The sequence below is a fragment of the Fibrella musci genome, from assembly GCF_041321105.1.
Lineage (GTDB): Bacteria > Bacteroidota > Bacteroidia > Cytophagales > Spirosomataceae > Fibrella > Fibrella musci.
Genome location: NZ_JBGGWD010000002.1, coordinates 174,983 through 190,597, shown reverse-complemented (window position 1 = coordinate 190,597; position 15,615 = coordinate 174,983). Strand labels below are relative to the sequence as shown.

The following is a 15,615-nucleotide window of genomic DNA, read 5'->3' as shown; positions in this document are numbered from 1 at the left end:
AATATTATTATTTTGAGTACTTATTTTTAAAAGAGGCTAATTTTTGCGTTGGGCGTATTTTATCATCTTGTCTATCTCTGTAATACAGTTTACCAAATAATCTTACATCCTTAAGCGGAATTTTAGGATTGTTGATATGGGCAAGTCCACTGCTCATACTCTTTTGCTTATTTGATAAAGATTGTTCACACTTTGTGAAAAAACCTTCTAATTGATCCGGTTCTACTATCCAAATTTCAACTACTTCAATTCCTTCATACACACTGAAGAGCCATTTCGCTTTTCTGTATTTCGCAAGTATCTCAACAGTTAGATGGTGATGTGTTGAAAAGCTTTTTACCTTTTTAGCATTTACTGTTTTCAACTCCCATTCTTGACCTTGATTATCAACTGCATCATTACCTTCTCGACCAGACATGTTCTGTAAGCCTGTTAGAATTAAGGTTTGTAAAAGCTTACCCCCATTATCTTGAAAAACGTCATCAATACCATACTCGTCTGCCAATTCTTGATATCTACGAACGTGTGGTAATAATGCATTTAGTCTTGCTAACTCTATGTCGTCTCCTGTTTCTCCTGCTTGTAAATTGAAAAGTTCTGAAATAGGCACATTCAGTGCTTTTGCAATATTGGTTGCAGTATCAAGGGTCGGTGTATGCCGAAGCTGCTCGATATATCCTATATGGGACTTATCTAATCCAGCCATGTGTGCTAGGGCTTCTTGGGTAAGGCCACGCTCTTTTCGTAATCGTAGTAAATTTGTAGCAAAGATTTTGAGCGTATCAGAGTTGCTTTGACTATTCATTCGGCATAGGAAATTTTACCAAAATTGCCGGACCCACTCTTCTAGTTCCACTGAATATTTTCAGTAAATTGCTATTGATTCATTATATTTGAACTGAACTAAGCAGACGTAAAACAAGTACATGACTGTTAACGAGCATTTTAGTAGAACTCTTGTAGGGCAGCTTCCATCCTACATCACAGAGAAGGGTGCCGCCTTTTTTGGTGATTCTAGGGATCTATTGGCGACACTGCCAGACGAAAGTGTCGACTTGATAATGACTAGTCCGCCCTTTGCACTACTTCGAAAGAAGGAATATGGGAATGAGGATCAGGCTGAATATGTTTCTTGGTTGGGTTCTTTCGCATTAGCAGCATTGCCAAAACTTAAAAGTACTGGTAGCCTAGTGATGGATATTGGTGGAGCCTATCAAAAAGGGTCACCCACAAGAAGTTTGTATCCATTTAGGGTGCCAATTCACTTTTGTGACGATTTGGGTTACTTCTTAGCCGAGGATTTCTATTGGTTTAATAGCTCAAAACTTCCAAGTCCTATTGAGTGGGTCAACAAGCGAAAGATTCGTGCGAAGGATTCCGTAAATAATATCTGGTGGTTCAGTAAAACCGAATGGCCTAAAGCAAATGTTAGTAAAGTGCTTACCGAGTACAGTGAGCGTATGAAAAAGCTCCTGCAAGATCCTGAGAAGTACTACGACCCAAAGAAACGACCATCTGGTCATGACATCGGGAAAAGCTTTGGTAACGATAACGGAGGAGCAATCCCGTCTAATTTGTTGCAGATACCAAACAGTGAATCTGGAGGCCATTATACAGCGAGCTGTAAAGAGTTTGGTGTCAAGAGCCATCCAGCCCGATTCCCTAAAGGCTTACCGGAGTTCTTTATAAAATATTTAACAGAGCCCGGTGACCTTGTGATGGACATATTTGCGGGGAGCAACACTACCGGGGAAGTGGCTGAATCCCTTGGAAGACGTTGGCTGTCTTGTGATGCAGATTTACAATATGTTGCCGCATCCTCTTTTCGTTTTCTCCCTAAGCCTAAGCCCGGTACGAACGCGGCCGGACATCCCTATAACTTAATTCTAGAAAACCAGATGGTCGATTTACGTACTTACAATGTGCCAGATCAACTATCTCTAACACTGTTATAGCTAACTGTTCATCTTCAAGTTCTGTATCTGACTACCGGTATAGTTGAAGCCCTAGCACTTTAGTCAGGGCTTCACTTTTCAGTGTTGGGCGTAATACAATACACTAATACGTATACCCTGTAAAGAAATAATCTCTAATGGCCTGATTTTTAGACTGTTAGGGCTATATTAGTAGCTGGATCTACTCTATCACCTACTTTGTTTCAATGTTTGCTATACTATATGGAAATGGCTGAAAACCTCCAAATTTTGCTCCCAAGTCATTATTGTCTTGTTCAAACACATCAATATCCAATAATTAAATACTCATTATTTAAGTTATTGTTCCTATTTAAAGCGTAACTGTAATTGCCCAAATCAACAACTTCAACAGTATGTTTATATTGCTCTACAACCTCTTTGATTGATAAAATGTGAGGAAAGCCATTACCTCTGTAGGATAGAGCAATTATGGACTGATTATGATTAAGAATTAAGGCAGATAAGTTGTTTAGAAATTCATGCTTATTTTCAAAATCATTATTATTGTTAATTTCAACTTCCTTGTTACGTTTAGAATGATTTATATTTGCCTCTAAAATTTCGTAATTAGCTAGGCCTTCAAGAAAGTGGTACCTTGAATGGTAAGTAACGTGAGTATTATCGTTAAAATATGGAGGGTCTATATAAACTAGTTCTGCATGAGCATCACAGTCTAGTGCTGATTGATTAATAGCATAATTTTCCTGTGAGTTACTAAAACAATATTGTATCAGTTCCTTATAAAACCTTTCAAATAATTCAGAAAAAGTTGTTTCCCAAGAAGTTTTATTACCAAATCTACCACCATTAAAGTTTACTCTTAAATTGAGATTTTTACGGTGAAAAAGATTGTAGGGGCGTTTGATGAGACAAGACTGAAATAGAAGATAATAGGCACTTGCACGCTTGCTATCTGAATCTAAATTTTGAATATTTTTTACTAAAATATCAATTTGCTTATTTTCTTCATCGGTATAATAGATTCCTTTATAATTAGTTTCAATAATATTGTCGTAGTTAACACAATAATTATGATTAAATAAATTTCTTAATTCATCCAAAGTCAACTCAACGGTATCGTTTTCAATCAGCGCTTGCCCAATCAGATAGTTAAACTTAAATATATCGTTATAGATTACTTGCTTTCCATGCCTTTTGGCGTGGTAAGCAAAAGAACCTGTTCCTCCAAATACATCTAATACAGAGGTAAATTCTAAACCTAAGGAGTCAATTACTTGCCAAATTTTGTTTACTAGTTTACGCTTTGAGCCCGAATACCGAGTAGTCGGAGTGTTCAATTTCATAACAAATTATTAACAAGTTTCTTAAGCTTCTTAAATTCAGGTTCTGCAATGCAAGTTAGTTCAAATTTGGGATGTTTAAAAATAGGGATTGTAAAATAGTAAGGGACTGATTTCAATCCTAAGCGTTGACTATTGTAATTTGGTTTTTTCTTTGTTCTATTAATAAAAAACTCTTTAGTCAGACAACTGTCATCACTAAACGCAGAAAATAAATAGAATTCGATTTTTAAATTCGCAGGCCAATGTCCAATATGCTCAAGTAGTTCGGAGCAAGTGTTTATGAATTTATCGATGTAAAAATCTGTTAATTTGGTTTTTACCTCAATGAATATAAGCTTATTCTTAGATTTTACTAGAAAATCGAATTCTCCTATTATTTTGGTTTCGGAGTAAAGTTTGAAGTTCCTAATGTATTCTTTTCTTGTATTAATTAATGTATATTCAAAAAAATCTTCAAAAAAACTTTCAATAAAATAAAATGCAAGTTCAGGTTTCAGAACTTGAACTTCCTCTACCGCTAGTGGAATAGGATTAATTGACCTATAATGATTAAGTTTTTTTGCCCTGCTTTCGTTCTTAATCCAGTGCAACAAATTATAACTACTGCCAAACTTAGGATCAACATAGATGCCAAGTGCTGTAGCGTCCTCAACATTAGTAATATAAAACTTGAACTGTTCTATCTCCTTCAACCTATCTATTTTAGTGGCAAGTTCAAAGTATTTTTTATGCTGGTCTTGTATCGAAAAAGTTTTCTTTAAACTATGATTATTCTCAAGATGAGACATTAAATGTATGAACTCCAAATTCCTCAGTTCATCTTTGAATGATTTCAAGAGATCATTACTTGTATAGCTTTTACGGGTTACTTTTTCTTGATATATTATTTTAAGTGATAGCCAATAATAATTTATTAGTTCATCTTGTTTGACAAACTGTTCAATTGAAGTTTCAAACGGTAGTAATAAATTATTATATTTTATGCCAATAACTTTTTTTGTTGATTTAGCTTTGTCTTTAACGATAGTAATCTGATCAGGGTTTGAAATCTCAACATTAAATTTTTCTAAAACTCTCGCTTTATTAATGTGTGTGTCATTTTCATCAATAAAATCCTCTTCTATCAAGTTGCTATTTAAGGTTGAAAATTCAATTATGGGAGAAGAAATCTCAGCTTTGTTCTCTATGTTAAATACTTTCGAATACAATTCATCTGAAAACTTAATGTTTCCTAATTTTGATAAATTATTTTTTAGCTTAAATGATCTAACTTTTGATAAAAGCAAACTAAATATATTTGCCTTCTTTATTAGGTTTATGACAGCTTTTTTTGAGTTCTCGCTGTCACCTTCAGGACGAACATATGTGAGCAATATTTTACTATTCTTGTATACGTATAAAATATTAGTCTCATCTAAATTGATAATGTTGAAGATTTCTTTATTGTAATATTCTATAACATAATATGACAAGTCCTCGTAAGTAAAGTCTGAGTCAACATCCAACCCAATGCTGATTATAAAATCTGGCGTGAACAATTCCCTATAATCAAAATCATCAATTGTTGCTACAGCTATTTCATGAAATAATCCTAGAAATAAGCTGAGAGGATTTAAAAAATCTACTTTATAATTGAAACTGTAAATATTGCTTTTATTGATTAACATAACAATTACAGGTTATTGAGTGTGTATTTGCCAATTACAGTTTTCAAAGTATCTCTTAGATCAATGTTTTCTCTGTACATGTTTAGTAGTACAAACATCTTTTCCGGATCATAGTCAATAATTTTGAATGATCTATCATCAAAACTCAAATTACTATTACTTACATCATGTCTTTCTGGAAGAAAAAGCGTCACATTTAGGTTCAAAATATGTTTTAAATTTAACCTTGAGATTGCTTCTTGAATTCTTTTTTGAATAATATCTATATCGATCACTTCATCGAAAACGAAATGCTGTAATGTGTTTCCGGCTTTTTCATAGAATGATCTACTTATCCTTGAAATATCTTCTGGTTCTGCTAATCGATTGTCTTCCAGATAATACTCTAAAGGATCGAAAAAGTATCTTGTTAGGGATTTTAGAGAATCTTCTATTTCCAGTATGTGTTTTGTATTTTCAAATTGGTCTTGAATGCCATACGAGCTTAGCATTTCTTCTAAAGTACTTGTTGGTTCTAGGCCTTTTATTAATTCAACAGTTTTCCTAATCAAATCTCTGTTTCTGACGGAATTTGCTTTTGTTAACTGAGTCAATATGCTTGCCACGTCAGAATTTCCTAATGGCTTTTCAAATAATTCTGATAAATATTTTATTAGCTCTTTTAGATCTTCATTCTTTTCAATTACACTTAAATCTATTATGCTTGAGCTTATTCTAGTAAACAAGGCTTCATTTGCTTCTTGTAATACATATGAAGCTCTAGCGTTCGAAAAACATGTCAGTAGGTAATGTCCCTTTATAGTGCTAGCTAAGTCTATCAATTCCCTGTATGATGTTAAAAATTGATTGAACCTGAGCTTCGATTTTTCTTGAACTTTTTCGATTTCATCGATTATGAATATATTATAGTTTTTTGATTCTGCTAATATATTCAGAAATAGAACTAATATTTCTCGTCTGCTATAATTACTTATAGGGTGAATACCATAATTTGTAAAGTTTTTCTTTGTGTACAATGTGCCTGTGCCTAAATATATTATTCTCTTTAAGTCCTCAGGCGAGTTATTTACACTAAAAAGTTTCTCTGAATATTCTCTTATTGCTGCGAATCCATCTTGAAAGTCATTTGCGTATTTTTTTATTTCTATCGTGCCATTCTTAATGAAATTTATAGAGTTTATCAATTTATCAAGTGAATGATCTTGAATCTGTTTTAACAAGAATAAGATTAGGTCGGGCTGATCAACGTCCATCCTGCTGTATATAACATCGACATTATATTCCTTGTAAGTTTCGAAATATAGCTGCAAGTATTTGACAAAATTTGTCTTCCCATTTCCATATTCAGACGCTATCAAATTACTTTCAAATCTTTCTCCATCTATTCTTGATAGCTTTTCTTTTACTTTGCTTTTTGCTTTTAGCTCATTAATTATAAAATATGGCAAAAAGGGTACTCTGCCCTCTTCAAAGTCTTGTTTTAAAGTTTCCAGATTTTGTTTCCGTGGGATTAATTTCTCCCAAAGTGTTTGAAGTTCCATATCAAATTTTTCTGATTTTAATTTTTAAAACCGGTACTCCTTTCACTTCAAATCGTTGTCGTCGGTCAATTGAATTTACCAGATTTGAAAAAAAAATTACTCTGCTCTTTTTTTCTTTGTGATTATAGTCGTTTAAGAATGATTCAAAAGCAGAGTGTGATAAATTCATTTTTTCCTTTATGTCGTAAAGATTAACGTAACCGTTGTCTGAACTACCTCTATCAATATTTATTTGGTAATTTATTTCAAACATTTCTCTGTTTATATTGTACTTATTATTAATCTTAAAGTGGTTTTTTTTATAGTCATCAAAGTTTTCTAAAATTTTTGTGTAAATAGAGGCATGATCTGTTTTAGTAAATATTATGTTTTTGTAGTGTGCTCTGAGATTTAGATTCTTGTCTAACAGGTTCAAATTCTCTACCCAATGTTCTCGTACAGCTTCGTAGTTACTTAAACTTGTTTTTGTGAAGTATGAATATCTTATTTTATAGTATATTTCCAGAAATTCTAATTGTAATTCTGTATATTCTTTTCTTTTGTACTTAAATGATAATTTTTTAAACAATGGGATTGTTAAAATCATCAATGAATCGACCTCTATTAATCTTTCAAAGTAGAAGTTTTTTTCTTGCACAGAAAGTTTAAAAAAGCTTGACTTCATGCGGATTAATTCTTTTCCTTTCTCTGTTAATTCATTTTCTTCAGTTATTATTTTTAGCTTATCCTTTGCCATATTTACGTAATATGACGCAGCTTTATACGTCGTATAAATTTGTTTGTGAATTAAAGATTCCCGTTCTTCCCTAAGTATATTTTCAATCGATTTTATTCGATCAGTCTTTTCTAAAGCTTTAAAATAATTGTATACGTTACTTATTGAAGTAGGACTTGGTAAGCCATTTAATTCTTTGATATCAGTCGATTTATACTCTTTGTTCAATCTGTCTACTAAAAAAAAATAGAATTTATAGTTGAATTCTGATTTTTTTACTGATACATCATTTTTGTAAATAAACATACATACCCATTTTGTAGCCTTAAGCTGCATGTGGAACGGCCTGTGTAGGCTTGGTATGTATGTGGTTTTTGTCATGTATTACTGCTTTCTTTAAGCTCAAGTGAAGATACTTGTTTACTCAGTCTTACTTAAGTATACACTTCTGTGGCGCACAATTACGCTCTTATTCATTTTTTTTCAAAGCCACTCCCTATACGCCATTCACTTGCTGAGTAACTTCTTCTTTCAACAATGTTAATTCCGTATACCAATCAGTATACGCCGAAATTAAACAACCCCTAATCATCTAATACTTAGACAATTAGGGGTTGTTTTAGTAGCGGGAGCTGGACTCGAACCAGCGACCTTTGGGTTATGAGCCCAACGAGCTACCAACTGCTCCATCCCGCGATGTTGGGAGTGCAAAGGTAATAACGTTTTCAACTAAATCAACTATCTTTGTAAAAAAAAGTTAAGTTTTTTGCTCGGCGTCAGACACCGGGCCGAAAATTCACCTCAGCCATCTCGCATGGGATCACCTGACATACAACCACCCGATGGGCACAAAGCGGGCTTTGTGAGCATCGTGGGCAAGCCCAACGTGGGCAAATCCACCCTGATGAATCAGTTGGTGGGTGAACGCCTCTCGATCATTACATCGAAGGCACAGACCACGCGCCACCGCATCATGGGCATCATGAATGGCAACCACCACGGTCAGCCGTTCCAACTCGTTTACTCCGATACACCGGGCATCATCAAGCCGCAATACCGGCTCCACGAGTCGATGATGAACTTCGTACGCGGGTCGCTCGAAGACGCCGACGTCATTCTGTTTGTGACGGATATCTTCGAAAAACACGACGAAGACGACGTAATCCGGCGGCTCAAGTACGCCAACGTACCCATCCTACTGCTGATCAACAAGATCGATCAGGCTACCGACGAGCAGATCGAAGACAAGATCCGGTATTGGGAAGAGCATTTCGAAATTGGCGGGATCGTCAACGCCGACGAAGAAGACGACGCGGCGGTGGTCGACCCGGACATCGACGAACTGGCCGCCGAGCATGAACTCGACGACGAACCGACCCCGAGCAACGTACCTGAGGCCGCCGCGCCTGCAGGCCCGCGTAAGGCCACCGAGATCATTCCCGTATCGGCCCTGAATGGCGTCAACATCGATCGGCTGTTCGATTCGATCATGGCGCACCTGCCCAATCACCCGCCTTACTTCCCCGAAGACGAACTGACCGATAAGCCCGAGCGCTTCTTTGCTTCGGAAATTATCCGGGAAAAGATCTTCCTGAATTACAAAAAAGAAGTGCCCTACAGCTCGGAGGTGGTTGTTCACGGATTCAAGGAACGCGACGATATGATCGTGATTTCGGCCGATATTCTAGTGGAACGACCCACGCAACGGGCTATCCTGTTGGGTGAAAAGGGTAACATGATCAAGAAAACCGGCATCATGGCCCGCGAAGAATTGGAACGCTTCTTTGCCAAAAAAGTCTTTTTAGAAACACACGTCCGAGTAGAACCCGATTGGCGCCAAAAGCAGCAAATGCTTCGCCGGCTGGGATATGACGAATAAAAAGAAGGAGGGCGTGCGGAGGATTGAGTAAGGTGCTTTGTAGACGTCAGTTTGACTGGCAGAGCTCCTTCTTCTTCCTCCGTACGCCCTCCTCCCCCCATTTTCATGTCAAATATTGTAGCTATTGTAGGCCGCCCTAACGTGGGTAAATCAACGCTGTTTAATCGACTGATTGAGCAGCGGCAGGCCATTATGGATAACCAGTCGGGTGTAACGCGCGACCGGCACTATGGACGGGCCGAATGGACCGACCACTTTTTTACCGTGATCGATACGGGTGGGTACGTGGTTGGCTCGGAAGACGTCTTCGAGGAGGCGATTCGTGAGCAGGTGGAAATCGCGCTCGAAGAAGCGACGGTGGTACTGTTCGTGGTCGATACCATGACGGGCGTAACGGGCCTCGACGATGAGTTTGCCAATGTATTGCGTCGGTCGAAAAAACCGGTGTTTCTGGTGGCCAACAAAGCCGAAACCAGCGATCGCATGCACGCCGCCAGCGAGTTCTACGGCCTCGGCATGGGCGATCCGTACCCGATTTCGGCACAGACGGGGTCCGGCACGGGCGATCTGCTCGACGCGGTAGTCAAACACTTCCCGACCAAGGAAATCGAAAACCCCAATGAAGGCATTCCGCGCATTGCCATCCTGGGTCGACCCAACGTGGGTAAGTCGTCGTTTGTCAACACACTGCTGGGGGTAGAACGCAACATCGTTACCGACATTGCCGGCACCACCCGCGACGCCATCGATAGCCATTATAAGGCGTTTGGCAAAGAATTTCTGCTGACCGACACGGCCGGCCTGCGCCGCAAGGCCCGCGTCAATGACAACATCGAATTCTATTCAACGCTGCGCACGATCAAGGCGATGGAAGAGTCGGATGTCTGCGTGATTCTGCTCGACGCCACCCGGGGTATGGAAGGGCAGGACATGACGATCATCGGGCAGGCGATCAAGGCTAAAAAAGGCGTGGTCATCATGGTGAACAAATGGGATGCCGTGGAGAAAGACCACAAAACGGCCGACGTCTGGCGGAAGGAATTCCTGCAACGGCTGGCACCCATCGATTACCTGCCCATCGTGTTTGCATCGGTGCACGAAAAACAGCGTATTTTCCAGGTGATGGAGAAGGCTATGGAAGTGTATGAGAACAAGAAGAAGCGGATTCCGACCTCGAAAATCAACGAGCTGATGCAGCCCGTAATCGAGGCGTATCCGCCGCCAGCCATTAAAGGCAAGTACGTGAAGATCAAGTACATGCTTCAATTGCCAACGGCTTCGCCCACGTTTGTGTTCTTCTGCAACCTGCCGCAGTACATCAAGGAGTCGTATGAGCGTTACCTGGAAAATAAACTCCGCGAACACTTCGGCTTCGATGGCGTTCCCCTGACGTTGTTCTTCCGGCAGAAGTAAAGAGAATGAATAATGTACGATGAATAATGTACAATGAGCCGAGTGGCGGACTGCTGCTTGGCTCATTGTACATTGTCCATCGTACATTATTCATTAACACTCATGCAAACACCCGTTACCGCCGCCCCGCCACGTACCCGTTACTGGGTTGGGGCGCTGTGTGTGTTTCTCGCGGCGTTTTGCTTTGCGCTCAAGGGCGTATTGATCAAAGTAGGCTATGGCTACGGCGTCGACAGCATTGATTTGCTGACGTTGCGGATGCTGTTTTCGATGCCGTTTTACCTAGGTACGTTGCTGTGGTTGTCGAGGCGCCTGCTACCTCTTAAGCTGCCCGCCAACCAATGGGGAATCGTGGCGCTGCTGGGCATCACGGGCTATTATCTGGCCAGCTATACCAATTTTCTTGGTCTGCTGTACATCGACGCCAGTCTGGAGCGTATCCTGCTCTTTTGTTACCCCACGTTTGTGCTGCTGATGAACGCGACCGTGCTGAAACGGCGCGTGGCAGGCTTGCAATGGCTGGCCCTGGCGCTAACGTATACGGGCATTCTGATGGCCTTTCTGCCCCATTTGACCGGTGGCGAAAACATCCGTACCATCTGGCTGGGTGCGTTTTGGGTGGTGCTGAGCGGACTCATCTACGCCATTTATCTCGTAGGCAGCGATTCTATGATCGCCCGCCTGGGGTCGCAGCGATACACCTGCTATGCCCTGCTGGCCGCCGTAGTACCCACGGTTATTCATAATGCGGTTGAAAACGGCCTGCAACTGGCGCATTTTCCGTTGCGGGTGTACGGCCTTGGCCTGTTGATGGCCCTGGTCAATACGGTTATTCCGACGTTTCTAATGGCTGAAGGCATCAAACGGGTGGGGTCAAGCAACGCGTCGATCATTGGCAGTATCGGCCCTATTTTCACCATCGTGCTGGCTACGTCGATCCTGGGCGAGCACATCTCCGGCTGGCAATTCATCGGTACCGCCCTTGTGCTGGCCGGTGTTTTCCTGATCGGCTGGAAAGGGAAGAAATAAACGCAAGCTTTTTGTTGATCGCCATGTACATGCCTCGATTGATCCCGGTTCTACTGCTCGCTAGCCTGTGTCAGGCCGCCTTTGCTCAGACGCCAAAACAGCGGCCAACCAACTTTACCGTTAATGCGTCGGATTTTCAGGTTTTCATGAAGCAGATGGCGGCCGAAGCCAGGGGGCGGATTGGAGTCGCGGCGGCTATCGTTGAAACAGGCGAGGCCGTAGCCTTCGCTGGCAATGAGCGCTTTCCGATGCAGAGCGTCTATAAATTCCCCATCGCCATGGCAACACTGGCGGCGATTGATGCCGGTACCATCCGTCGGCAGAAACCGGTTGTAGTCGAGAAAGCCGAGTATGTCGGGCCGAAGCAGCATAGTCCGTTACGGGATAAATACCCGGAGGGGGCAACCGTGAGCGTCGACGATCTGCTGCGCTACGCCGTTTCGGAGAGCGATGGGTCGGCGAGCGACGTCTTGCTGAGGCTAGTGGGCGGAGCTTCGGCGGTGCAAACGTACCTGAACACAATCGGCGTGAAGGGGGTAATCGTCAAAAATACTGAGCGCGAACTGGGCACTGCTGATTCGGTGCAATATGCCAACTGGGCCACGCCAGTCGAGGTGGTGAGCCTGCTGCGGCAACTGCAATTGGGGCGCGGGCTATCCGCCGCCAGCCGAACGTACCTGCTGAACCTGATGACCGATACCCCCACCGGACTGAACCGGTTGAAAGGGCAACTGCCGCCAGGTACGTTGGTCGCTCACAAAACCGGTACGTCGTTGACCGTTGATGGCAAAACCGCCGCCACGAATGACGTAGGGCTCATTACCCTGCCTTCTGGAAAACACCTCGCCGTGGCTGTGTTTGTGAGCGATGCCCGTACCGATCAGGCAACCCGCGAACGGGTCATCGCGCAAATCGCCAAAAAGCTGTGGAGTCGCTGGCAATGAGTTAGTCCAGCACGACTTCTTCCAGTGGGTCGATGCGGAACCAGAGCAGACACCCGCCGAGCAGGAGGGCCGCAATTAGGAACAGCGGCTTGTTGAAATCGCCGGTGGCTTCAACGATGTAGCCGAACACTACACCCAGGAATACCGCGCCCATCTGCCCGACCATGTTCATGGCCCCCGACACCACCCCCGCCCGGCTGCGGCCCACATCGTTACAAACAGCGAAGGCGACGGGCAAGGTCAGGTCTTTGAAGCCCATTCCCACGGCCAGCAGCACCGCCGCCGTTTGATTATCAGCCGATAGAGCCGCGCTCAGGATGATGACGCTCGACAGGCCCATGCCCACAATGCCTACACTACGACGCCCCATACGCAGCCCGTACCGCCGGGATAGCCAATCGCTGGCGTAACCACCTACAAAGCAGCCGATGGCGCCCAGCACAAACGGCAGGGTAGCAAATAACTGCATCTGGCTCTGGTTGAAGTGCCGCCCCTCTTTGAGGTACGTTGGTAGCCAGCCCGTGAAAAAATAGGCTCCATACATGAAGAAGTGGAACATGAGCATAATGGCCCACATGTTCCGGCTACGCAATACGGCTTTCCACGGAATGTGATGGCTATTGTGCTTGAAACGCCGGTTGGCTTCGATGTAGGTACGTTCCTCATCGGAGACGCCCGCTTTCTCCGACGGGAAATCACGAAACCAGACGTACCAGATCACCAGCCAGAGCAGGCCGAGCAGACCCATGGCGTAGAACGAGACCCGCCAGCCGTAGCTAGCCGCAATGGGCAGCACCAACCAGGGGGCTAATACCCCGCCAACACGCCCTGCTGCCCAGATGTAGGCCTGCGCCCGCCCGGTCTCCTGCCTCGGAAACCAGCGCGACACCACGATGGACGCATTGGGGTAAGCGCCCGCTTCGCCCGCACCGAACAGAAACCGCACAATCACCAGATACAGCCAGCTGGTCGCCGTGCCGGTGAGGGCCGTAAATGCCGACCACCAGCCAACCACGCGCACCAGCACCCGGCGCGGGCCCAGGCGATCGCCCAGGGCACCGGTGGGTAGTTCAAACAGTGCGTAGGATAGCGCAAACGCGCTCAGGACCCAGCCCCAGGCGTCATTGGCTATGTGTAACTCTTTTTTTATATCGGCGGCAACCAGCGAAATACAAGTGCGGTCAATATACGTTATAGTAGAAAGCAGCACCAGCAACGACAGAACGCGGGAACGGAAGCTCATGGAACAGGCGAGATGACCTAAGGCGATGTAACATAAGCGTTTGCCGGGACATAATGGCCGTCGCCACATAATGTATGCCAATAGGTCGCTAATCGCAGACTGGTCATTAATTTTTACAATTCCGTAAAAAACAGGGTGTGACCTTTTTGATTAACCACAGTCTGTGTACAGAGACCACACACATCGGAGACGACGTTGTGGCTGCCTAACCATTCATTTCACCAAGAACTGATCGCAAGTCCGGCTATTTAGCATTAGGTGGATTTAGGGTATATCAAGAACATTTAAACAAAACCTAGTCAATCCACACAACCTGAATAAACCCGTAAAATCATGGAAGACGATAAGCGTATTGAAAAAACAGCCTATGTGCTCAAAGCAGTAGCACATCCATTGCGGATCAAAATCATTCAGATGCTTCACGAAAACAAGGAGCTGAATGTATCGACGATCTATAAGAACCTGAATGCTGAGCAATCATTGATTTCACATCACCTGATCAACATGCGTGATAAGGGGATTCTGGAAATCCGGCGTAGCGGTAAGAATATCTACTATTTTCTTGTCGATAGTTCGGTATCTGATATCATCGATTGCATCTACCGGAGCAAAATGTTGGCGGCAGCCTAACCCACTGTTTCGCTCCCGATACAGAAATTGAGTAAACGCCAAAGTCCAGCGATCGAAGGTGCTGACTCGTCCTTATAGACGGTCAACAGCTTCGACCGCTGGACTTTGTGCGTTGTTAAGCTGGGAATACTTAGTTAAACAGCTCGCCGTTGCGCATACCCGGCACCACCCCGAGGTGGAAATACGCTTTCTCGGTGGCTTCGCGGCCGCGCGAGGTACGTTTCAGAAACCCTTCCTGAATCAGGAACGGCTCATACACTTCTTCGATCGTTTCGGACTCTTCACCGCAGGCCGTAGCGATCGTCGACAACCCTACGGGGCCACCTTTGAATTTCTCGATGATGGTCGACAGAATACGGTTATCCATTTCGTCTAACCCGTGCTGATCGACGTCGAGGGCGTTCAGGGCAATCTCGGCAATCGCGACGTTGATATAGCCGTTGCCTTTTACCTGCGCAAAGTCACGCGTGCGGCGCAGCAGGTTGTTGGCAATACGCGGCGTGCCACGGCTGCGCCGGGCGATCTCAAAGGCCCCATCGGCATCGATGGCGGTGCCCAGAATGGCCGACGACCGCTGCACAATGGTCGTAAGCAATTTGGCGTCGTAGTACTCCAGGCGGCAATTGATCCCAAAGCGGGCGCGCAGGGGTGAGGTGAGCATCCCGGCGCGGGTAGTGGCCCCGATCAGTGTGAAGGGATTCAGCTTAATCTGCACGGTGCGGGCATTGGGCCCCGAGTCGAGCATGATGTCGATCTTGTAATCTTCCATCGCCGAATACAGGTACTCTTCCACGATGGGGTTGAGCCGGTGAATCTCGTCGATGAACAGCACGTCGTTCTGCTGAAGGTTGGTCAGCAAGCCCGCCAGATCGCTGGGTTTGTCGAGTACGGGGCCAGACGTCATCTTGATATTAGCGCCTAACTCATTGGCAATGATGTGCGATAGCGTCGTTTTGCCCAAACCCGGCGGGCCATGAAGCAGCACATGGTCGAGGGCGTCGCCCCGCTGCATGGCCGCTTTGACGAAGACTTCCAGGTTATCGAGGACTTTGGCCTGCCCGGTGAAGTCCTCGAACGAAAGGGGCCGCAACGCCCGTTCGATTTCCTTTTCCGTGGCCGACATGGCATCCCCCGACCCGGTCATAAAATCTTTGCGCATAACTGATTATCAGGTAGTTGTTGTCCTGTCTGTTCTACCTTAAAGATACGAAGAAAAGGTACAAAGTCCAAGGTCCAAAGTTGGCTGGCGCGCGAGCATGACGCGCCAGCCAACT

13 protein-coding genes and 1 tRNA gene are annotated in these 15,615 nt (G+C 43.9%); 6 read left to right on the top strand and 8 right to left on the bottom strand.

The features are described from left to right. Positions 1-7: 7 nt before the first annotated feature. Positions 8-805 carry a helix-turn-helix domain-containing protein gene (locus ACAW74_RS06430; RefSeq protein ID WP_370697386.1) on the bottom strand — a complete coding sequence of 266 codons (798 nt, stop codon included), beginning with the start codon at positions 803-805 and terminating at the stop codon, positions 8-10. A 121-nt stretch (positions 806-926) separates the two neighbouring features. Between ACAW74_RS06430 and ACAW74_RS06425 the strand changes: the two genes are divergently transcribed. Continuing rightward, the gene (locus ACAW74_RS06425) at positions 927-1,955 is read left to right on the top strand and encodes a DNA-methyltransferase (RefSeq protein ID WP_370697385.1); all 1,029 of its coding nucleotides are present in this window, start codon (positions 927-929) and stop codon (positions 1,953-1,955) included. Positions 1,956-2,239: 284 nt separating this feature from the next. Here the strand turns inward: ACAW74_RS06425 and ACAW74_RS06420 are convergent, their stop codons facing one another. The 5 genes from ACAW74_RS06420 to ACAW74_RS06400 form a co-directional block, all read right to left on the bottom strand. Then, the gene (locus ACAW74_RS06420; RefSeq protein WP_370697384.1) at positions 2,240-3,280 is read right to left on the bottom strand and encodes a DNA adenine methylase; all 1,041 of its coding nucleotides are present in this window, start codon (positions 3,278-3,280) and stop codon (positions 2,240-2,242) included. Next, on the bottom strand, positions 3,277-4,947 hold the full coding sequence (locus ACAW74_RS06415; RefSeq protein ID WP_370697383.1) for a hypothetical protein: 1,671 nt from the start codon (positions 4,945-4,947) through the stop codon (positions 3,277-3,279). The genes ACAW74_RS06420 and ACAW74_RS06415 overlap by 4 nt, the downstream gene beginning before the upstream one ends. Positions 4,948-4,952: 5 nt before the next feature. Beyond that, positions 4,953-6,488, bottom strand: coding sequence for a hypothetical protein (locus ACAW74_RS06410; protein ID WP_370697382.1), 1,536 nt, complete (start codon positions 6,486-6,488; stop codon positions 4,953-4,955). Position 6,489: 1 nt separating this feature from the next. Continuing rightward, a complete protein-coding gene (locus ACAW74_RS06405) occupies positions 6,490-7,539 on the bottom strand; it encodes a hypothetical protein (protein WP_370697381.1) in 1,050 nt (349 codons plus the stop codon). Between the two features lie 287 nt (positions 7,540-7,826). Next, positions 7,827-7,899: transfer RNA gene (locus tag ACAW74_RS06400), tRNA-Met, on the bottom strand. A 118-nt stretch (positions 7,900-8,017) separates the two neighbouring features. Between ACAW74_RS06400 and ACAW74_RS06395 the strand changes: the two genes are divergently transcribed. The 4 genes from ACAW74_RS06395 to bla all read left to right on the top strand — a co-directional run bounded on the left by ACAW74_RS06395 (position 8,018) and on the right by bla (position 12,468). Continuing rightward, on the top strand, positions 8,018-9,082 hold the full coding sequence (locus ACAW74_RS06395) for a GTPase Era (RefSeq protein WP_370697380.1): 1,065 nt from the start codon (positions 8,018-8,020) through the stop codon (positions 9,080-9,082). A gap of 105 nt (positions 9,083-9,187) precedes the next feature. Continuing rightward, entirely contained in the window at positions 9,188-10,495 is a 1,308-nt protein-coding gene (gene der / locus ACAW74_RS06390) for a ribosome biogenesis GTPase Der (protein ID WP_370697379.1), read from the top strand. Positions 10,496-10,597: 102 nt separating this feature from the next. Beyond that, a complete protein-coding gene (locus tag ACAW74_RS06385) occupies positions 10,598-11,524 on the top strand; it encodes a DMT family transporter (protein WP_370697378.1) in 927 nt (308 codons plus the stop codon). Positions 11,525-11,553: 29 nt separating this feature from the next. Next, positions 11,554-12,468: a class A beta-lactamase gene (gene bla / locus ACAW74_RS06380; protein WP_370697377.1), complete on the top strand. Its 915-nt coding sequence runs from the start codon at positions 11,554-11,556 to the stop codon at positions 12,466-12,468. 1 nt (position 12,469) lies between these two features. Here the strand turns inward: bla and ACAW74_RS06375 are convergent, their stop codons facing one another. Further along, complete coding sequence (locus tag ACAW74_RS06375; RefSeq protein WP_370697376.1) at positions 12,470-13,711, bottom strand: MFS transporter; 1,242 nt, start codon at positions 13,709-13,711, stop codon at positions 12,470-12,472. Positions 13,712-14,044: 333 nt separating this feature from the next. Here ACAW74_RS06375 and ACAW74_RS06370 point away from each other — a divergent pair, with 333 nt between their 5' ends. After that, positions 14,045-14,341, top strand: coding sequence for an ArsR/SmtB family transcription factor (locus tag ACAW74_RS06370; RefSeq protein ID WP_370697375.1), 297 nt, complete (start codon positions 14,045-14,047; stop codon positions 14,339-14,341). Between the two features lie 130 nt (positions 14,342-14,471). Here the strand turns inward: ACAW74_RS06370 and ruvB are convergent, their stop codons facing one another. Then, positions 14,472-15,500, bottom strand: coding sequence for a Holliday junction branch migration DNA helicase RuvB (gene ruvB / locus ACAW74_RS06365; protein ID WP_370697374.1), 1,029 nt, complete (start codon positions 15,498-15,500; stop codon positions 14,472-14,474). Between the last annotated feature and the right edge of the window lie 115 nt (positions 15,501-15,615).